Source organism: Amycolatopsis ruanii, from assembly GCF_003385175.1.
Taxonomy (GTDB): domain Bacteria; phylum Actinomycetota; class Actinomycetes; order Mycobacteriales; family Pseudonocardiaceae; genus Amycolatopsis_E; species Amycolatopsis_E thermalba.
Map to the genome: position 1 here is coordinate 1 of NZ_PQHY01000109.1, position 17,876 is coordinate 17,876.

The window sequence follows — 17,876 nt, forward strand, 5'->3', positions numbered from 1 at the left end:
TGGCAGCGGGCACGTCGTTCTCCGTCTATCCGGTTTCTGTTCCTCGACAGCTCAGAAACCTAGACCCAGCAACGACGTGCCCCTCCGCTACCTGGGCAGACCCACCCACACATCAGTACAAAGAGCCAAAAAAAAAGGGGGCCCAACCACCGCCCGCCGCGCCCGGCAAAGGGGGGCACAACCAAACCCTCACGGCTGCCACCGCAGCAGCGGCACCCCGCTCGTCGTGCGGATTTCCAGCGCCTTGATCTCCTCGGGCGGCAGGTCGGTGCCCACCGAGATCCGCGCGTCCCGGTCCGGGGCGGCGTTCCAGGTCGCCAGCTCGAACTCCGAGCCGTCCGCCCGCACGGCCACCAGCAGGTACCCCGCGCCCTGGTAGGCGCCCCGGTAGCTGCACGACATGTCCACCCGGCTACCGCCCGACACCTCGGCCACCGCGGCCGTCGCCTGGACCGGGTAGGCGCCCAGGGGCGTCATCGCTGTCCCACCACCGGCATCCGGCTGCGGTGCGAAGATCGCCACCAGCACCGCCGCCGCAGCGGCCACCGCCACCCCGAACGTCGTCAGCACTCGCCGGCGCCGGGCGCGCCGCACCCCGCGCAGCAGCGCCGGCAGCACCCGGTCCGGCGGCGGCTCCGCCTCGACCATGTCCGGCGTCACCTGCGACAACAGCCCGGGCAGGCCGGCCAGCTCGGCCCCCGCGCGGGAACACGCCGCACACCCTCGCAGGTGCGCCTCGTAGGCGGCGCGGTCCTCCGGTGAGAGGGCGCCCAGCACATACGCCGCGTCGTAGGGCACGAACTCGTCGGGCTCGGTCACCGGGTCACCCCCTTCTCCTCCAGCGCGAGCTTCAGCGCCCGCAGCGCGTAGTGCGTCCGGGACTTGACCGTCCCGGCGGAAATCCCGAGCCGCGCGGCCGCGTCGGCGACCGAGAAACCCTGGAAGTAACACAGCAGCAGCACCTCGCGGTGCGCCGCGGACAACTCCTTCAACGCCTCCACCACCAGCCAGCCCTGCAGCGCCCGGTCGGTGTCGTCCGGCGTGGCCAGCTCGGGCGGCGAAGCGGTGGTCACCTCCGACCGGTGGGCGGCCGACCGCCAGTCGTCGATCGCGATGCGGCGCGCCACCGTGAACAGCCACGCCCGCGCCGACCCCCGCGTCTGGTCCAGCACCCGGGGATGCTTCCACGCCCGCAGCAGCGTCTCCTGCACGACGTCCTCGGCGCGGGCCCGGTCCCCGCCGGTCAGGCGCAGCGCGTAGGACCAGAGGGCGGCCGCGTGGTACTCGTGCAGCGCCCGCATCAACTGGTCTTCCGCGCCGCCGGTCACGCCGGCACGCTCTGCTTCCGCCGCACCCGCTGCGCGAACAGCAACGCCACGCCGAACACGACGCACCCGGCCTCGGTGACCACGCCCCAGGTCTCGGCGGACGTGGCGAACTGCTCCCGCACGCCGAACAGCCCGCCGGGCGTCAGCGAGATCAGGTACGCGCCCAGCGTCACGGCGCCGAACCCGATCGCGGCCAGCACCGGCAGCCAGTGGTGCCAGAACAGCACGGCCAGCGCGATGACCACCCCGGCGACGACGTTAACCAGGAACAACGGCCCGATCACGTCGATCGAGTCGAAGCCCTCGTTGGCCCACAGGTCCCAGTGCACCCACGCGGATCCGAGCAGCCCGAGGACCACCAGGATCCGCAACAGCCACGCGACCATGACCCGACCTCCTCCACCGGCGATCCTTGCACCGTTCACCACGGGGCGGAACGCGATCGGGTTCAATCCGCCGCCGGATTGAACCCGCCGGGGCCCTCGGTCGTGTCACCGGGCATGACTGCTCACTCACCCACCCGCCGTACCGTCCTGACGACCGGGGTCGCCGTGGCCGGCGCCGCCGCGGGCACCGTGGTCCTGGCCGCCTGCGGTGGCGGCGACAGCGGCACGTCCGGAAGCAGCCAGAACACCGGCCCGGCCCCGGCCGCCCCGTCCGGCACCACCGTCGCGGCGCTGGGCGACGTCGAGGTCGGCCAGGCCAAGTCGGTCACGGTCGACGGCAAGCCGGCCATCCTCGCCCGCCCCACCGACACCACCGCGGCCTGCTTCAGCGCGGTGTGCCCGCACCAGGGCGCGACGGTGGCCCCCGAAGGCGACGCAATCAAGTGCCCGCTGCACGGCTCGGAGTTCGACACCCTGACCGGCGCGCTGGAGAAGGGCCCGGCGGAGACCGGCCTGACCCCGATCCCGGTCAAGGTCGAGGGGCAGAACGTGGTGACGGCTTAGTCCCAGGCGAAGAGCTGCTCGCCGGCGTCGACGGTGCCGCCGGTGAGCACCCCGGACAGCGCCGCGGCGTCCGCGTCGAGCGCCACCACCGGCACCACCGGTGAGTACCCCGCCGCGGCGACCGCGTCCGGGTCCCAGCTGATCAGCGGCTGCCCGGCGCGCACCGACTCGCCCTTCACGACGTGCAGCGTGAAGCCCTCGCCCTTCTGCTTGACCGTGTCGATGCCCAGGTGCACCAGCACCCCCTGACCACCCTCGGTCGCGACGACGAACGCGTGCGGGTGCAGCGTCACCACCGTCCCGTCGACCGGGCTGAGCGCGTCCTGCCGCCCGCCCGCGGGCAGCACCGCGACCCCGGGACCGACCATCGACTGCGCGAACACCGGGTCGGGCACCTCGGACATGGGCGTGACGCGGCCCGGCACCGGGCTCTGCACGGTCAGGCTCACATCAGGTCCTGGATGTCGCTGGCGATGGTGTCCGCCTCGGGGCCGACGACGACCTGCACCACCGAGCCCATCTTCATCACGCCGTGCGCGCCGGCCGCCTTGAGCGCGGCCTCGTCCACCAGCGAGCCGTCCTCGAGCTCGCACCGCAGCCGCGTGATGCAGCCTTCGATCTCGACGACGTTGTCCGCGCCGCCCAGTGCCGCGAGGATCTGTTCCGGCCTGTCGTCCGCCACGGCGGCCTCCTTCTCTGCTTGCCGAACACGAACCCGTAACGGTGGTTGACACCCGCCCGGGTAGCGGAGCATTCTGCCCCATCAAGAAATGGTCTAGACCGGAACGTACCAATTCCCGGCGTCCGGTGCGACCCCGGAAACCAACCCGAAACCTGGAGGTGGCATGGCGCAGACCGCGACCACCGCCGACCGCGTGGTGGACGGGCCGACGCCGAAACACGCGCAGCTGCGGGAGATCCTGCGGCGCAGCATCGAGCGCGAGCTGCCGCCGGGGTCGCCGATCCCGTCCGAGCGCGAGCTGGCCGAGCGCTACCAGGTGTCCCGGCTGACGGTCCGCTCCGCGATCGGCAAGCTCGTCGAGGAGGGCCTGCTCACCCGCGCCCGCGGCAAGGGCACCTTCACCGCCACGCGGCGCATGGAGCTGCAGCTCTACCTGATGTCGTTCACCGACGACATGCGCCGCCGCGGCCTCACCCCGGCCACCGAGCTGCTGCACTGCGGCCTGGAGAACCCACCGGTGGAGACCGCCGGCGCTCTCGGGCTGGGCCCGCGCGAACCGGCCTACCGGCTGGTGCGCCGCCGCCGCGCGGACGGCACCCCGCTGGCCGTCGAGCGCGGCTGGTACCACCCGGGCCGGGTGCCCGGGCTGCCGGATCTGGACCTGACCTCCTCGCTGTACGCGCAACTCGCGCAGCACTACGACCTCCGCTTGGACCACGCCCGCCAGACGGTGTGGTCGGAAGCGGCGGACCGGGAGACCGCGCGGCTGCTCGGCATCCGCACCGGCGACCCGCTCCTGGTCTTCCGCCGGGTCTCCAGCGCGTCCGGAGTCCCCGTGGAGGACATGACCTCGTGGTACCGGGGCGACCGGTACCAGGTGTCCATGCAACTCGATCGCACAGTCCCCGCCGAACACGGAGGTAACCCGTGAGCGCCACCGTCGCAGATGGAACCAAGGGCAAAGGCAGGGGGATGGCGGGGCTGCAGCGCTTCGGCCGCAGCCTCATGCTTCCCATCGCCACCCTGCCCGCGGCCGGCCTGCTGAGCCGGCTCGGGCAGGACGACCTGCTCGGCAAGGACGGCCTCGGCTGGGACAAGGTCGCCGCCGTGCTCGCCGCGGCCGGTGGTGGCCTGTTCGACTGGCTGCCGCTGCTGTTCGCGGTCGGCATCGCCGTCGGCTTCGCGCGCAAGGGGGACGGCTCGACCGGGGTCGCCGCCGTGGTCGGGTTCGTGGTGTTCAACAAGGTCGTGCAGGTGTTCGCGCCGGTCAGCGACCTGGAGGGCTTCAAGGAGGGCTGGTACCTGCAGCCGATCAAGTGGCCCTACAGCGTGCTCGGCGGCATCGTGGTCGGCCTGGTCACCGCGGTGCTGTGGCAGCGGTTCCACCGCGTGAAGCTGCCGCCCTACCTGGCGTTCTTCGGCGGCCGCCGGTTCGTGCCGATCGTCAACTCGCTGGTGCTGCTGCTGATCGGCGTCGTGTTCGGCCTGGTCTTCCCGGCCGTGGACAACGCGATGCAGTGGCTCGGTGACGCGGTGACCGGCAACGCCGTCGTGGGCGGCGGGATCTACGGCCTGCTCAACCGGCTGCTGCTGCCGATCGGCCTGCACCAGCTGATCAACGTGCCGGTGTGGTTCATCTTCGACGGCGGCGACATCACCAACTTCTTCAACGGCGACCCCAACGCCGGCGCCTTCACCACCGGCTTCTTCCCGATCTTCATGTTCGCGCTGCCCGCCGCCGCGCTGGCGATCTGGCAGACCGCGCGGCCGGGTCAGCGCAAGGTCGTCGGCGGCATCATGATCGCCGGTGCGTTCACCTCGTTCCTGACCGGCGTGACCGAGCCGATCGAGTTCGCGTTCATGTTCGTCGCGTGGCCGCTGTACCTGATCCACGCCGTGCTGACCGGCCTGTCTCTGGCGATCTGCAACGCGCTGGACATCCACCTCGGGTTCTCGTTCTCGGCCGGGTTCATCGACTTCGCGCTGAACTCCTCGGCGCCGGCGGCGAACCGGGCGTGGCTGCTGATCCCGATCGGCCTGGTCTACGCGGCCATCTACTACTTCCTGTTCCGGTGGGTGATCACGAAGTGGAACCTGCGCACGCCGGGCCGGGAGGACGACGCCGAACAGCCCGCCGCCGACGCCGGCACGCCCAGCAAGTGAGGAAAGGGACGACATGCCGCAACGACGTGTGACGGTCGCCAGCAAGGTGGGCCTGCACGCCCGCCCCGCCGCCCTGGTCGCCAAGACGGCGGCCGCGCAGGCGGTGCCGGTGACGATCGCCAAGGACGGTGCCGACCCGGTGCCGGCCGGGAGCCTGCTCAGCCTGATGACGCTGGCCGCGGGCCACGGTGACGAGGTGGTCATCGCCGCCGAGGGCGACGGGGCGGAGGCCGCGGTGGACGCGGTCGCCGAACTGGTCGCCAGCGACCTCGACGCCTGATCCGGCGGCGGCTGTCCCCGGCGCGGGACAGCCGCCGTTTAGGCTTTGCGGTATGCGGAGCCTGGAGCGGATCGATCAGTGGCCTGCCCCGCACGCGGCGGCGGCCGTGGTGCGGGCGGACGGAACGGTGGCGGGCAGCCACGGCGACACCGCGCGCACGTTCCGGCTGGCCTCGGTGACCAAGCTGCTCACGGCGTACGCGGCGCTGATCGCCGTCGAGGAGGGCGTGGTCGAGCTGGACACGCCCGCCGGGCCGGAGGGCGCGACGATCCGGCACCTGCTCGCGCACACCGCGGGCCTCGGCTTCGACTCCGACCGCGTGATGGCCCCGCCCGGCACGCGGCGCATGTACTCCAACGCCGGCTTCCAGGTCCTCGGCGACGCGCTGGCCGAGCACTCCGGCATCCCGTTCGCCGAGTACCTGTCGGAGGCCGTGCTCGCCCCGCTCGGCATGACGTCGACCCGGCTGGCGGGCTCCCCCGGCGCGGGCGGGGTGTCCAGCGTGGACGACCTGGTGCGGTTCGCGGCCGAGCTGCAGGCGCCGAAGCTGCTCGACCCGGCCACCCTGCGCGCGGCGACCGCCGTCGCCTTCCCCGGGCTGAGCGGGGTGCTGCCCGGGCTCGGGCACCAGAAGCCCAACGACTGGGGGCTGGGCTTCGAGATCCGCGACTCGAAGAGTCCACACTGGACCGGAGCGGGCAGCTCGCCGCGGACGTTCGGGCACTTCGGCCAGTCCGGCACGTTCCTGTGGGTGGACCCGGACGCGGCCGCCGCGTGCGTCGTGCTGACGGACCTGGACTTCGGCCCCTGGGCGATCGAGGCGTGGCCGCCGTTCACCGACGCCGTGCTCGCCGAACTGCGCGCCGGGTGACCGGCCACTGGTCGTAGGCCATCCGGGTCGTTCCCGGCCACCCGATCCGCATTGACGACTTTCGTCGGGTTCTTCTCGCGCTAACTTCTGCCTGTCGCGCACATCGTCGGGCGCGAATACCTCACCCCTGCGGAGGTTTATTCGTCATGCGCATTTTCCGGTGGATTTCCACCGTTCTCGCCGCGGCCGGGATCGCCGCGGGCGGCGCCGCTCCCGCATTCGCCGCGGGACCGGCCGTCGAACCGTTCATCGTCGGGGGCAGCACCGTGTCGAGCGCGCCGTGGGCGGCGGCCGTGTTCGTCGACGGTCAGTTCAACTGCTCGGGCACCATCATCGCGTCGCGGTGGGTGCTCACCGCCAAGCACTGCCTCGGCTCGGGCATGACCGTGCGCGTCGGCAGCGTGTACCGCTCCTCCGGCGGCGTCACCGCGACCGTGACGCGCCAGGTCGCCAACCCCAGCAGCGATTTCGCCCTGCTCCAGCTCGGCACTTCGATCAGCACCACCTACGCCCGGCTGGCCGGCGCCGGCCAGGCGGTCGGCAGCACGAACTCCATCTACGGCTGGGGCCGCACCAGCTACGACGGCTCCGCGGCCGAGCAGCTCAAGACCGCGACCGTGCGCAACACGCGCATCGGCGGCAGCTGCACCGACGCCTACGGCGGCCGCGCGATCTGCTCCACCGGCGTGAACGGCGTGGCCTGGAAGGGCGATTCCGGCGGCCCCCAAATGGCCAATGGCGTGCAGGTGGGCGTGGCGTCGATGGCGGACGGCAGTTCTTCGCAAATCTACGGCAGCGTCGCCGCGAACCGATCCTGGATCACTCGGACGGCGGGGGTCTGACAATGCGGAAATCACTGCGCAAAACAATCCGGCGGGCCATTCTGACGACCGCCGCGTTCGCCACCGCGGACATCGCGGCGCTGACCCCGGCGCAGGCCGCGCAACCGGCCGGTGACACGGTCACGCCGTTCGTCGTCGGCGGCACCAACGCCACCCAGGGCCAGTTCCCGTGGATGGTGCGGCTGTCCATGGGCTGCGGCGGCGCGCTCGTCGCACCCCGGGTCGTGCTGACCGCGGCGCACTGCGTGTCCCGGACCGGCACCAACTCCAGCATCACCGCCACGATCGGCAAGGTGGACCTGCAGAGCAGCGGCGGCCAGTCGATCAAGTCGACCTACGTCTACCGCAGCCCCGCCTACGCCAGCACCGGCGCGCAGGACTGGGCGCTGATCGAACTGGCCTCCGCCCCGTCCGCGCCGACGCTGAAGTTCGCCGCGCCCGGCGACACCTCCCTCAACAGCGGCACCTTCACCATCATGGGCTGGGGCGCCACCGTCGAGGGCGGCGGCCAGTCGCGCTACCTCAAGTACGCGACCGTGCCCTACGTCAGCGACTCCACCTGCCAGCAGTCCTACGGCAGCGATCTCCAGCCGGCCTACGAGCTGTGCGCCGGCTACCCGGAGGGCGGCACGGACACCTGCCAGGGCGACTCGGGCGGCCCGATGGTCAAGAAGAACGCGGCCGGCGAGTGGGTCGAGGTCGGGATCGTGAGCTGGGGCGAAGGCTGCGCCCGGCCGGACTACCCCGGTGTCTACGCCGAGGTGCAGTCCTTCTCCAGCAACATCAGCAACCGCATCAGCTCCAGCGGCACGATCGTCCGCTGAGCCGGCCAGGGGCGCCTCTCCCCGCGGGGAGGCGCCCCGTCACAGCGTCATGACCCGCACCGGGTTGCCGTCGCGCCAGGCAGCGATGTCCTCGACCGCGTCCCGGTAGAAGATCTCGTACACCTCGCGCGTCACGTAGCCCAGGTGCGGGGTCAGGGTGGCGTTGCGCATCGCGCGCAGCGGGTGGTCGGCCGGCAGCGGCTCGATGTCGTAGACGTCCAGCGCCGCGTGGATGCGGCGCGCCCGCAGCGCGTCCAGCAGCGCCTGCTCGTCGACGATCGGGCCGCGCGAGGTGTTGACCAGCAGCGCGCCCGGCTTCATCGCGGCCAGCTCGGCCGCGCCGACGAGACCGCGGGTGCGCTTGGACAGCACCAGGTGCACCGACAGGACGTCCGCACGCGCGAACAGGTCCTCTTTGGACACCGCGGTGACGTCGTGCTCGGCGGCCCGCTCGGCGGTCAGGTTCTGGCTCCAGGCGATGGTTTCCATGCCGAACGCCTGGCCGATCTTCGCCACCCGCTGGCCGAGGTTGCCGAGCCCGAGCAGGCCGAGCGTCTTGCCGTGCAGGCCGGCGCCCACGGTGGACTGCCACGCGCCGTCGCGCATGGCGGCCAGCTCGGTCTCCAGGTGGCGGTGCGCGGCGAGGATGAGCGCCCAGGTGTGCTCGGCCGTCGGGTGCGGCAGGTAGCCGGTGCCGCACACCGTGACGCCCAGCCGCTCGGTGGCCTTGAGGTCGATGGCCGCGTTCCGGCGGCCGGTGCTGACCAGCAGCTTCAGGTCGGGCAGCCGCTCCAGCAGCTCGGCGGTGAACCGCGTGCGCTCCCGCATCGCGACGACGACCTCGGCGCCGGCCAGCCGCCGGACCAGCTCGTCGTGGTCCCCGAGGTAGGAGGTGATCACCTCGACCTCGGCTCCCAGCGAATCCCAGTCCGCGAGGCTCCGCGCGACGTCCTGATAGTCGTCCAGCACCACGATCTTCATGGTGCTCACGCTAGTCCAGGGGCAGCGGCAGGATGCCGCCCGTGGCCGCGCGCAGGGCGTCCCGCATCGCCTCGCGCGGGGCGGGCCGTCCGGTGAAGTGCTCGACCTGCCCGAACGCCTGGTGCAGCAGCATGTCCAGTCCGGTGGCGACCCGGCCGGCGCCGGCCTCGGCCAGCGGTGTGGGCCACGGGTGGTAGATGACGTCCAGCACGCACGGCGCCGCGGCCAGCTCGGCCGCGTGCTCCGCGACCGCCGCGGGCGGGACGGTGCTCACCAGCACCGCGCAGTCGGCGGCGAGCTTGCCGAAGTCCGCCGAGGCCCACCCGCGCACGTCGGCCTCGATACCGGCCCGGCCGGCCGCCTCGACGGTCTCCCGCGCCCGCGCCGGGTCGCGCACCACGAGCACCGCGCGCCGGACGCCCAGGGCCGCGAACGCCACGACGGTCGCGGCCGCCGTGCCGCCCGCGCCGAGGACCAGACCGGTGTCCCCGCCGGTGAAACCGCCCGCGCACCGCAGCGCACCGGCGACCCCGTCGACGTCCGTGCAGTCGGCCAGCCACCCGCCGGCGGTCCGCACCAGCGTGTTGGCCGCGCCCGCGGCCACCGCCCGTGGCGTGGCCTCGCTCGCGAAGTCCAGCGCGGCCCGCTTGCCCGGCATGGTGACCGACAGGCCGGCCCATTCCGGGCCGAGCCCGCGCACGAACCCGGGCAGACCCTCGGCGTCCATCTCGACGCGGTCGTAGGTCCACCCGTGCAATCCCAGTGCCGCGTACGCCGCCTGGTGCAGGACCGGCGACAGCGAGTGCGCCACCGGCTTGCCCAGCACCGCGGCCCTGCGTTCGGTAGGCACCGGCTCAGTAGGCACCGCGTTGCCTCGCCAGGGTCTTGTTCTGCTCGTGCTCGGGGAGGTCCGAGGCGAAGCAGGACAGGCCGTTCTTCTCGCACTTGACGAAGTACACGTAGGTGCCCTGGGTGGGGTTGGCCGCCGCGTCGATGGCCTCCGGGCTGGGCGAGGAGATCGGCGTCGGCGGCAGCCCCGGGATCTTGTACGTGTTGTACGGGCCGGGCCGGTTGCGGTCCTCGTCGGTGGTGGTCACGACCGGCTTGTCCAGCAGGTAGTTCACCGTCGAGTCCAGCTGCAGCCGCATGTTCTGCGCGAGCCGGTTGTAGATGACCTGCCCGATGTTCTCGAAGTCCTGCTTGACGCCCTCCCGCTCGATGAGCGAGGCGACGATCAGCGTCTCGTACGGCGTGCGGCCCTGGAACTTCGACGTCGCGGCCAGCCCGGCGCTCTGGATCCGGGTGGCCGACGTCTTGAGCACGTAGGACAGCAGTTCCTCGGCCGACCAGCCGGGCTTGACGTCGTAGACCCCGGGGGCGACCAGGCCCTCGATGCGGCGGGCGTCGGTGGACCCGGAGATCACCGGCACGGCCCAGTCCGGCGCGCCCAGTGCCTTCAGGTCGGCCTTGGCCGCGGTGTCGCGCAGCTGCTCGACCGGGATGCACGTGCTCTGGCCGTTCAGCTGCGCGCAGGAGGCCTTCGACAGCAGCGAGAACACGCCGGGCGTGACCGTGCCGTCGGGCTGGGTGATGTCGTCCAGCTGGGTCCCGGCACGCACCTGCAGCACGCCGACGCGCGAGCCGTCCTGGGTCAGCCTCGCCACCGCCGCGGCGCCGGACATCTTCGTCTTCACGACGTAGTAGCCGGGCTGCAGGCTCAGCACCTTCGAGTTGTCCTCGCTGGCCTTCACGAACGCCTTCGCGCTGGCCACGACCCCGGCCCCGGCCAGTTCCTGCCCGATCGCGCCGGTCGAGTCGCCCGCGCTGATCTCGATCAGGACGTCGGACTCGCCGCTGCCCTCGTAGTCGTCGTAACCGAAGACGGCGTCGATGCCGTACCAGGCGCCGCCGCCGATGAGCGCGAGCACGACGAGCGCGACCAGCCAGCGCACCGGCTTGCGGCGGCGTTCCGGCTCGGCCGGATCGTCGTCGGCCGGCTCGATGTACTCGGGCTCGGCGCGCTCCTCGTCGGCGTTCTCCGGGTAGTCGTCGTACTCGTCGTAGTCGTAGTCGTCCTCGAGGTGGATGATCTCGGTCGGCGACTCGTCCGGCGGCGGCTGGCGCGGCCGGCGGGGACGCGGCGGCGGGGGCCGCTCGTCGAACAGATCGAGGCCGTGGTCGGCCGGCGCGGGACGGCGCACGGGCGGGCGTCGCGGCGCCATCGGCGGCGGTGCCTGCGGCGGCGCCGGCGGCGGTGGCTGGGGCGTCTCGGGGCGCGCGTGACGCGGCGCGCCGGGACGGCGTGCGGGCATGGCCCGGTCCGCGCCGCGCGGCGGGACCGGCGGCGGCGGGGGCACGGGCGGACGACGCCGCGGCGCCCCGGCACGTGGGGAATCGGCACGCGGGGAATCGGGACGCGGGGAACCGGGGTGCGGGGGCTGCTCGCTCACGCCTCACCCGCCCGTGCCCGGTGGGCGGCCCGGGCGTCGAGCCAGCCCTGCAGGATCTCCACGGCGGCGGCCTGGTCGACCACCGCGCGCTGCTTGCGGCCCTTCACGCCCCGCTGGGACAGCATGCGGGACGCGCTGACCGTGGTGAGGCGCTCGTCGGCGAGCCGCACCGGGACCGGCGCGATCCGCCCGGCGACCGCGGCGGCGTAGCCGGCGGCGATCTCCGCAGCCGGTCCGTGGCGGTCGGCGAGTGTGCGGGGCAGTCCCACGATCACCTCCACCACCTCGTGTTCGGCCACCAGTGCGGCAAGCTGCTCGAGATCGCTGTCGCTGTTCGCATCACGCGACAGGGTAACCAGCGGGCTGGCGAGGACCGGCGAGGGATCGCTGAGCGCCACCCCGACCCGGACGGATCCGACATCGACGCCGAGCCGCCGGCCGGCCCCGGGATCGTGCTCCCCGGGGCGGTCCGGTTTCCGTGCGGTCACCCTGCCGCGACCGCGCCACGCAGCGCCGTGATGGCCTGCTCGATACCCGCCGGGTTGCTGCCGCCGCCCTGCGCGAGGTCCGGCTTGCCGCCGCCGCGGCCGCCGACCGCCTCCGCGAAGGCCGGCACCAGCTTGCCCGCCGCGAAGCCCTTGTCGCGGGCCGCGGCCGTGGTGGCCACGACGAAGCTGAGCTTCTCGCCCTGCGGCGCGAACAACGCGACCACACCGGGGCGCGAGCCGAGCCGGTTGCGGACCTCCTGGGCCAGCGAGCGCAGCGCGCCCGCGTCGATGTCGCCGTCGAGCTTCTCCGCGACCAGCGACACGCCCTGGACGTCGGTCGCCTTGTCCGCGAGCGAGCCGGCCGAGCCGAGCACCTGCTGGGTGCGCAGCTGGGCGATCTCCTTCTCCGCGTTGCGCAGGCGGGTCAGCACGTCCTCGATGCGGGAGGGCAGCGCGTCGCTGGGCACCTTGAAGGTGTTCGCCAGCTGCGAGACCAGCAGCTGCTCCTTGCGCACGTGCTTGAGCGCGTCGGTGCCGACCAGCGCCTCGACGCGGTGCACGCCGGAGCCGATCGAGGAGTCCGACACCAGCTTCACCAGGCCGAGCTCGCCGATGCGGCCCACGTGGGTGCCACCGCACAGCTCGCGCGAGTACTCGCCCATGTCGACGACGCGGACGTTGTCGCCGTACTTCTCGCCGAACAGCGCGACCGCGCCCAGCTCCAGCGCCTTGTCCTTGGTCGTGGTGTAGGTCTGCACCTCGACGTCGTTCTGGAGGTAGTCGTTGACCTCCTCCTCCACCTCGGTCAGCACGTCGGTGGAGACCGGGCCGGGAGTGGTGAAGTCGAACCGCATGCGACCCGGCGAGTTCAGCGAACCGGCCTGCGCGGCGCGGCGGCCGTAGGCACCGCGGACCGCGGCGTGCACCAGGTGGGTGGCCGAGTGCGAGCGCGCGATCGAGCCGCGGCGGGTCTGGTCGACCGACCCGGTGACCTCGGTGTCCAGGCCGATCTCGCCCGCGATCACCTCGACGCGGTGCACCCACAGACCGGGCACGACCTTCTGCACGTCGACGACCTTGGCCTCGCCGCCGGAGCCGAGCAGGACACCGGTGTCGGCGACCTGGCCACCGCTTTCGGCGTAGAACGGGGTGCGGTCGAGGATCAGCTCGGCCTTGTCGCCCTCGCGCACGACCGGCACGCCCTGGCCGTCCTTGAGCAGGCCGATGACCTTGGCGCCGGCCTGCAGGTCGGTGTAGCCGAGGAAGTCGGTCTCGCCGTGCCGCTCCAGCAGCTCGCGGTAGACCGACAGGTCACCGTGGCCCTTCTTGCGGGCCGCCGCGTCGGCCTTCGCGCGCTGGCGCTGCTCCTCCATCAGCGTCCGGAACCCGTCCTCGTCCACCGACAGCCCCTGCTCGGCGGCCATCTCGAGGGTCAGGTCGATCGGGAAGCCGTAGGTGTCGTGCAGCTGGAAGGCGCGGTCACCGGCCAGCACGTCGCCGCCGGCCTTCTTGGTCTCCTCCGCGGCGAGGTCGAAGATCCGCGACCCGCTGGTCAGGGTCTGCAGGAACGCCTCCTCCTCGACCCGCATGACGTCGCTGATCCGGTCGAAGTCGCGCGCGATCTCCGGGTAGGACGGCGCCATCGCGTCCCGCACCACCGCGGCGAACTCGGGCAGCACCGGCTCGTGCACGCCGAGCAGGCGCACCGAGCGCACGATGCGGCGCAGCAGGCGGCGCAGCACGTAGCCGCGTGCCTCGTTGCCCGGGGTCACGCCGTCGCCGATCAGCATCACGCCGGAGCGGGCGTGGTCGGCGATGACGCGGAACCGCACGTCGTCGGCGTGGTTCGCGCCGTAGCGGCGGCCGGAGAACTCCTCGGCGCGCGCGATCACCGGGCGCACCAGGTCGGTCTCGTAGACGTTCTCCACGCCCTGCAGCAGGTAGGCGACGCGCTCGACGCCCATGCCGGTGTCGATGTTCTTCTTCGGCAGCTCGCCGATCGGCGGGTGGCCGTACTTCGGGCTCTGCTCACCCCGGATGTCCTGCATGAACACGAGGTTCCAGATCTCCAGGTACCGGTCCTCGTCGACCACCGGGCCGCCGTCGCGGCCGAACTCCGGGCCGCGGTCGTAGTAGATCTCCGAGCACGGGCCGCCGGGGCCGGGCACGCCCATGTCCCAGTAGTTGTCGCGGCCGTCGCGCGCCTGGATGCGCTCGGACGGGATGCCGGCGACCTTCTGCCACAGGCCCGCCGCTTCGGAGTCGTTCTCGTAGACGGTGACCCAGATGCGGTCGGGGTCGAAGCCGAAGCCGCCGTCGTCGGAGGACTTGGTGATCAGCTCCCAGGCGTTGGCGATCGCGCCTTCCTTGAAGTAGTCGCCGAAGGAGAAGTTCCCGGCCATCTGGAAGAACGTGTTGTGCCGCGTGGTCTTGCCGACCTCGTCGATGTCGCCGGTGCGCACGCACTTCTGGATGCTGGTCGCGCGCGGGTACGGCGGCGGGACCTCGCCCAGGAAGTACGGCTTGAACTGGACCATGCCGGCGTTGACGAACAGCAGCGTCGGGTCGTCCAGGATCAGCGACGCGCTGGGCACCGGGGTGTGGTCCTTGGCCTGGAAGTGCGCCAGGAACCGCTTGTTGATCTCGTGTGTTTCCACTGGTCAGTCCTCGTGGGGAAGCGGCGGGCGCCGCGTGTGTCAGGGGCTGCGGCGTCGGCGGAGGGCGCGGCTGGCTGGGCCGCGTCAGCCCTCCGCCCGGCGAGCTCGCGCCGGGCGCCGGGCCGCGTGCCGGCCTTCGGAGGCGCGCGGGGTGCTCACCCCGGACCGGTCCTCCACCATGTGACGCAGCTCCTGTTCCCGCTCGCTCATCCCGGCGCGCACGTCCGCGCCGAACGATCCGATGGCGCCGGCCAGCTCCGACACGGCGTCACCCAGGTTCGAGGCTAACCCCGCCGGCGACGCTTGACGAGCGGTTTGACCTGCCTTGCGGGTCAGTGCGACGCCGGTCACGACGCCGACGCCGAGCCAGAACAGGCGCTTCACTTGCGGCCCCGCTTCCGGCTGTGCTTGCCGTCGGCGAGCTCCTTGCTCTTGCGGCGGGAGCGGATGGCCTTGCTCAGGCCGTAGGACAGGGCGGCGGTCTTGACCAGCGGGCCGCCGAGGGTCGCGGTGAAGACCGACGACAGCGCGGACACGTTGCCGCTCACGGCCTGGGCGTTCGCGGTGATCCCGTCGACGCGCTCGAGCTGGGTGTTGACGTGGGTGATCGTCTCGTTGGCGCCGATCAGGATCGGGTCGGAGTTCTGGTGCGCCTTGCGGATGGCGATCGTCGCCTCGTCGAGCGTGCGACCGAGCTTGATCAACGGGATCGCCAGCAGCAGCACCAGCAGGACGAACGCTCCTGCGGCGATCAACGCGGCGATCTGCCCTGCCGACACGGGCCCTCCTCGGGTTCTAGCGGCGTGAATGCCGGTCAGGTTACCGTGCGTCGCCGTCAGTGGCTGGACGGCCCCTCCGGGCCGGAGCCGAGCGCCGGCATCGCTCGGCGTGGTGCGGACCCCGCGCCGGCGACCGCCTCGCGCGGCGTGTCCGTGACGATGCCGCCCCGGTCATCGGCAGGCCCGGGCGCGCCGGTCAGCCGCCGCGCACCGAGCGGCGCAGCCGGGGCACGCGCTCGGACAGCGTGCGTTCGGCGCCGCGTTGCGTCGGGTGGTAGTAGTCCACGCCCACCACCTCGTCCGGCGGGTACTGCTGCGCGACCACGCCTTCGGGCACGTCGTGCGGGTAGCGGTAGCCCTGGGCGTTGCCGAGCTTGGCCGCGCCCGCGTAGTGGCCGTCGCGCAGGTGCGGGGGCACCGTGCCCAGGCGGCCGGCGCGCACGTCGGCCAGTGCCGCGTCGATGCCGGTGACCACGGCGTTCGACTTGGGGGCGGTGGCGAGGTGGATGGTGGCCTGGGCCAGCGCGAGCCTGCCCTCGGGCATGCCGATGAACTGGACGGCGTGCGCGGCGGCGACCGCGGTCTGCAGCGCGGTCGGGTCGGCCATGCCGATGTCCTCGCTGGCGTGCACGACGAGGCGGCGGGCGAGGAACCGCGGGTCCTCCCCCGCCTCGATCATGCGGGCCAGGTAGTGCAGCGCGGCGTCCACGTCGGAGCCGCGGATGGACTTGATGAACGCGCTGATGACGTCGTAGTGCTGGTCGCCGTCGCGGTCGTAGCGCACCGCCGCCTTGTCCACGGTGGACTCGACGATCGGCAGGTCGATGGTCTTGTGCTCGGTGGCCGACGCGGCGTCGGCGGCGGCTTCGAGTGCGGTCAGCGCGCGGCGGGCGTCGCCGGAGGCCAGGCGGACGAGGTGGTCCTCGGCCTCCGGCGTGAGTTCCAGCTCGCCGTCCAGGCCGCGCTCGTCGGCCAGCGCGCGGCGGATGAGCAAGCGCACGTCGTCGTCGGTGAGGGGTTTGAGCTGCAGCACGAGCGAGCGGGACAGCAGCGGGGAGACGACGGAGAACGACGGGTTCTCGGTGGTGGCGGCGACGAGCAGGACCGTGCGGTCCTCGACCGCGCCGAGCAGGGCGTCCTGCTGGGTCTTGGAGAAGCGGTGCACCTCGTCGATGAACAGGACGGTGTTCTCGGCGTTGTACTGGCGGCGGCGCCGGGCTTCCTCGATGACGCCGCGGACCTCCTTGACGCCGGCGGAGAGCGCGGACAGCGCGACGAAGCGGCGGCCGGTGGCGGTGGAGACGAGGTTGGCGAGGGTGGTCTTGCCGGTGCCGGGCGGGCCGTAGAGGAGCACCGAGGCCGGGGCGGCGCCCTCGACGAGGCGGCGCAGCGGGGCGCCTTCGCCGAGGAGGTGCTGCTGCCCGACCACCTCGTCGAGCGAGCGCGGCCGCATCCGGACGGCGAGGGGCGAACCCGGCGGGACCGGCGCCGTCTGGGGCTGCGTCACGCGCTCCGGCGGCGGCTCCAGGTCCGGGTTCACCGTGAAGAGTTCGTCCTGCACGCCTCCACCGTAATGCGGACCCCCGACGAAACCGTCACTGCTCCGCCGGTCGCGGCGCCGCCTCCAGTTCCAGGGGCTCGACGCGCCGGGCGCGCCAGGACTCGGCCGCCGACCGGGCCACGATGGCGGCCGCGTAGGGCAGCAGGTCGCGGCCGCGGCGCCACAGCCACGGGATGCCCTTGAGCACGAGCCAGCCCACGTGGTCGACGGTGCGGGGCGCGACGCCGCCGGAGCAGACGAGGCTCACCGGCGAGGGCACGGCGATCCCGGCGTCGGCGAGGAGTTCGGTCACCCCGCGCGCGAGGAGGCGGTGGCCCAGTTCGGAGGGGTGCAGCCGGTCGACGCTCCAGGCGGCGAGGTCGTACGCGCCGGGCAGCGAGCCCAGGTCGAGGCAGGTGGCGCCGTGGCGGCGGGTGACGAGTTCGATGACGTCGTTGAGCTCGGTGATGCGCGCGGTGAGGGCGCGGCGCAGCGGGCCGGGCAGCCGGAAGACGCGGCTGTGGTCGTGGAAGCGCATGGTGACGACGGTGGCGCCGACGGCTTGCAGGGCGGTCACCACGTGTTCGAGGTCGCGGGCCATGCCGAGGGGGTCGAAGTCGGAGCGGAGGGTGTCGTTCATGCCGACGATCACGACCGCGACGTCGGGCCGGTGGTGCAGGGCCGCCGGCAGCTGGCCGGTGCGCACGCAGCGCATCCGGGCCCCGGTGAAGGCGGTGTTGAGGTACCCGGCGGGCGGGATGCCCAGCGCGGCGGCCACCAGCGGGCCGACGCCACGCCAGGAGCCGCCGGGGACGGGGTCGCCGAGGCCCACGGCGGTGGAGTCGCCGAGCACGGCCAGGCGAACGGCACGGGGAAGCGGATCGGGGGTCTGGGTGAATTCTTCACGCACCGCAGTCACGTCTGAAGACCATCAGGCACGGAGCCGCCCACCACGTGATCGCCGGGTAACACGCCCCGGACGGCTCAGCGAACGTCTGGGTTTGTGGGGGTGGGCCGGGGAGAGTTCGCCTGGGTGGATGG

The 17,876-nt window shown here is 72.7% G+C and carries 21 protein-coding genes; 7 read left to right on the forward strand and 14 right to left on the reverse strand.

Annotation, left to right across the window (positions count from 1 at the left end):
* Positions 1–189: 189 nt before the first annotated feature.
* The 3 genes from D0D28_RS33035 to D0D28_RS33045 are packed head-to-tail and all read right to left on the reverse strand — an operon-like array spanning position 190 to position 1,714.
* Complete coding sequence (locus tag D0D28_RS33035; RefSeq protein ID WP_116115057.1) at positions 190–819, reverse strand: anti-sigma factor family protein; 630 nt, start codon at positions 817–819, stop codon at positions 190–192.
* Positions 816–1,301, reverse strand: coding sequence for a sigma-70 family RNA polymerase sigma factor (locus tag D0D28_RS33040; RefSeq protein ID WP_240323451.1), 486 nt, complete (start codon positions 1,299–1,301; stop codon positions 816–818). Before D0D28_RS33040 ends, D0D28_RS33035 begins: the two co-directional genes overlap by 4 nt.
* Before the next feature lie 23 nt (positions 1,302–1,324).
* Positions 1,325–1,714 (reverse strand): hypothetical protein, encoded by a 390-nt coding sequence (locus tag D0D28_RS33045; protein WP_094008036.1) that lies wholly within the window; start codon positions 1,712–1,714, stop codon positions 1,325–1,327.
* A gap of 114 nt (positions 1,715–1,828) precedes the next feature.
* Here D0D28_RS33045 and D0D28_RS33050 point away from each other — a divergent pair, with 114 nt between their 5' ends.
* On the forward strand, positions 1,829–2,278 hold the full coding sequence (locus D0D28_RS33050; RefSeq protein ID WP_240323449.1) for a Rieske (2Fe-2S) protein: 450 nt from the start codon (positions 1,829–1,831) through the stop codon (positions 2,276–2,278).
* Here D0D28_RS33050 and D0D28_RS33055 read toward each other — a convergent pair.
* Both D0D28_RS33055 and D0D28_RS33060 read right to left on the reverse strand, forming a co-directional pair.
* Positions 2,275–2,727, reverse strand: a complete 453-nt coding sequence (locus D0D28_RS33055) for a PTS sugar transporter subunit IIA (RefSeq protein ID WP_094008034.1) — start codon at positions 2,725–2,727, stop codon at positions 2,275–2,277. The genes D0D28_RS33050 and D0D28_RS33055 overlap by 4 nt on opposite strands.
* Complete coding sequence (locus D0D28_RS33060) at positions 2,724–3,032, reverse strand: glucose PTS transporter subunit EIIB (RefSeq protein ID WP_255407950.1); 309 nt, start codon at positions 3,030–3,032, stop codon at positions 2,724–2,726. The genes D0D28_RS33055 and D0D28_RS33060 overlap by 4 nt, the downstream gene beginning before the upstream one ends.
* Positions 3,033–3,123: 91 nt before the next feature.
* On the opposite strand from D0D28_RS33060, the gene D0D28_RS33065 reads away from it, so the two are divergent.
* The 6 genes from D0D28_RS33065 to D0D28_RS33090 all read left to right on the forward strand — a co-directional run bounded on the left by D0D28_RS33065 (position 3,124) and on the right by D0D28_RS33090 (position 7,940).
* On the forward strand, positions 3,124–3,891 hold the full coding sequence (locus D0D28_RS33065) for a GntR family transcriptional regulator (RefSeq protein ID WP_094008032.1): 768 nt from the start codon (positions 3,124–3,126) through the stop codon (positions 3,889–3,891).
* A gap of 41 nt (positions 3,892–3,932) precedes the next feature.
* Positions 3,933–5,123 (forward strand): PTS transporter subunit EIIC, encoded by a 1,191-nt coding sequence (locus D0D28_RS33070; RefSeq protein ID WP_094008031.1) that lies wholly within the window; start codon positions 3,933–3,935, stop codon positions 5,121–5,123.
* A 13-nt stretch (positions 5,124–5,136) separates the two neighbouring features.
* Positions 5,137–5,403: an HPr family phosphocarrier protein gene (locus D0D28_RS33075; protein WP_094008030.1), complete on the forward strand. Its 267-nt coding sequence runs from the start codon at positions 5,137–5,139 to the stop codon at positions 5,401–5,403.
* A 52-nt stretch (positions 5,404–5,455) separates the two neighbouring features.
* A complete protein-coding gene (locus D0D28_RS33080; protein ID WP_116115063.1) occupies positions 5,456–6,274 on the forward strand; it encodes a serine hydrolase domain-containing protein in 819 nt (272 codons plus the stop codon).
* A gap of 146 nt (positions 6,275–6,420) precedes the next feature.
* The gene (locus D0D28_RS33085; RefSeq protein WP_116115065.1) at positions 6,421–7,116 is read left to right on the forward strand and encodes a S1 family peptidase; all 696 of its coding nucleotides are present in this window, start codon (positions 6,421–6,423) and stop codon (positions 7,114–7,116) included.
* 2 nt (positions 7,117–7,118) lie between these two features.
* Positions 7,119–7,940 carry a S1 family peptidase gene (locus D0D28_RS33090; RefSeq protein ID WP_116115067.1) on the forward strand — a complete coding sequence of 274 codons (822 nt, stop codon included), beginning with the start codon at positions 7,119–7,121 and terminating at the stop codon, positions 7,938–7,940.
* A gap of 39 nt (positions 7,941–7,979) precedes the next feature.
* Here D0D28_RS33090 and D0D28_RS33095 read toward each other — a convergent pair whose 3' ends face one another.
* From D0D28_RS33095 to D0D28_RS33135, 9 genes are all read right to left on the reverse strand, one after another.
* On the reverse strand, positions 7,980–8,921 hold the full coding sequence (locus D0D28_RS33095) for a D-2-hydroxyacid dehydrogenase family protein (protein WP_116115075.1): 942 nt from the start codon (positions 8,919–8,921) through the stop codon (positions 7,980–7,982).
* 10 nt (positions 8,922–8,931) lie between these two features.
* Positions 8,932–9,771: a shikimate dehydrogenase gene (locus tag D0D28_RS33100; protein WP_275895933.1), complete on the reverse strand. Its 840-nt coding sequence runs from the start codon at positions 9,769–9,771 to the stop codon at positions 8,932–8,934.
* 4 nt (positions 9,772–9,775) lie between these two features.
* Positions 9,776–11,143 carry an endolytic transglycosylase MltG gene (gene mltG / locus D0D28_RS33105; protein WP_094008025.1) on the reverse strand — a complete coding sequence of 456 codons (1,368 nt, stop codon included), beginning with the start codon at positions 11,141–11,143 and terminating at the stop codon, positions 9,776–9,778.
* Between the two features lie 224 nt (positions 11,144–11,367).
* On the reverse strand, positions 11,368–11,859 hold the full coding sequence (ruvX, locus tag D0D28_RS33110; RefSeq protein ID WP_116115071.1) for a Holliday junction resolvase RuvX: 492 nt from the start codon (positions 11,857–11,859) through the stop codon (positions 11,368–11,370).
* Positions 11,856–14,516: an alanine--tRNA ligase gene (gene alaS, locus D0D28_RS33115; protein WP_116115073.1), complete on the reverse strand. Its 2,661-nt coding sequence runs from the start codon at positions 14,514–14,516 to the stop codon at positions 11,856–11,858. Before alaS ends, ruvX begins: the two co-directional genes overlap by 4 nt.
* Before the next feature lie 84 nt (positions 14,517–14,600).
* A complete protein-coding gene (locus D0D28_RS33120; protein ID WP_094008022.1) occupies positions 14,601–14,900 on the reverse strand; it encodes a hypothetical protein in 300 nt (99 codons plus the stop codon).
* Positions 14,897–15,295, reverse strand: coding sequence for a DUF948 domain-containing protein (locus D0D28_RS33125; protein WP_094008021.1), 399 nt, complete (start codon positions 15,293–15,295; stop codon positions 14,897–14,899). Before D0D28_RS33125 ends, D0D28_RS33120 begins: the two co-directional genes overlap by 4 nt.
* Positions 15,296–15,491: 196 nt before the next feature.
* Positions 15,492–16,856 (reverse strand): replication-associated recombination protein A, encoded by a 1,365-nt coding sequence (locus tag D0D28_RS33130; protein WP_027928667.1) that lies wholly within the window; start codon positions 16,854–16,856, stop codon positions 15,492–15,494.
* Positions 16,857–16,890: 34 nt separating this feature from the next.
* Positions 16,891–17,754, reverse strand: coding sequence for an SGNH/GDSL hydrolase family protein (locus D0D28_RS33135; RefSeq protein WP_429727777.1), 864 nt, complete (start codon positions 17,752–17,754; stop codon positions 16,891–16,893).
* Positions 17,755–17,876: the final 122 nt, after the last annotated feature.

Coding starts and splice junctions, on each gene's coding strand:
- D0D28_RS33040 (WP_240323451.1), bottom strand. CDS start 1,301: ATGCGGGCGCTGCACGAGTACCACGCGGCCGCCCTCTGGTCCTACGCG.
- D0D28_RS33045 (WP_094008036.1), bottom strand. CDS start 1,714: ATGGTCGCGTGGCTGTTGCGGATCCTGGTGGTCCTCGGGCTGCTCGGA.
- D0D28_RS33050 (WP_240323449.1), top strand. CDS start 1,829: ATGACTGCTCACTCACCCACCCGCCGTACCGTCCTGACGACCGGGGTC.
- D0D28_RS33060 (WP_255407950.1), bottom strand. CDS start 3,032: ATGCTCCGCTACCCGGGCGGGTGTCAACCACCGTTACGGGTTCGTGTT.
- D0D28_RS33065 (WP_094008032.1), top strand. CDS start 3,124: ATGGCGCAGACCGCGACCACCGCCGACCGCGTGGTGGACGGGCCGACG.
- D0D28_RS33070 (WP_094008031.1), top strand. CDS start 3,933: ATGGCGGGGCTGCAGCGCTTCGGCCGCAGCCTCATGCTTCCCATCGCC.
- D0D28_RS33075 (WP_094008030.1), top strand. CDS start 5,137: ATGCCGCAACGACGTGTGACGGTCGCCAGCAAGGTGGGCCTGCACGCC.
- D0D28_RS33080 (WP_116115063.1), top strand. CDS start 5,456: ATGCGGAGCCTGGAGCGGATCGATCAGTGGCCTGCCCCGCACGCGGCG.
- D0D28_RS33085 (WP_116115065.1), top strand. CDS start 6,421: ATGCGCATTTTCCGGTGGATTTCCACCGTTCTCGCCGCGGCCGGGATC.
- D0D28_RS33090 (WP_116115067.1), top strand. CDS start 7,119: ATGCGGAAATCACTGCGCAAAACAATCCGGCGGGCCATTCTGACGACC.
- D0D28_RS33095 (WP_116115075.1), bottom strand. CDS start 8,921: ATGAAGATCGTGGTGCTGGACGACTATCAGGACGTCGCGCGGAGCCTC.
- mltG (WP_094008025.1), bottom strand. CDS start 11,143: ATGGCGCCGCGACGCCCGCCCGTGCGCCGTCCCGCGCCGGCCGACCAC.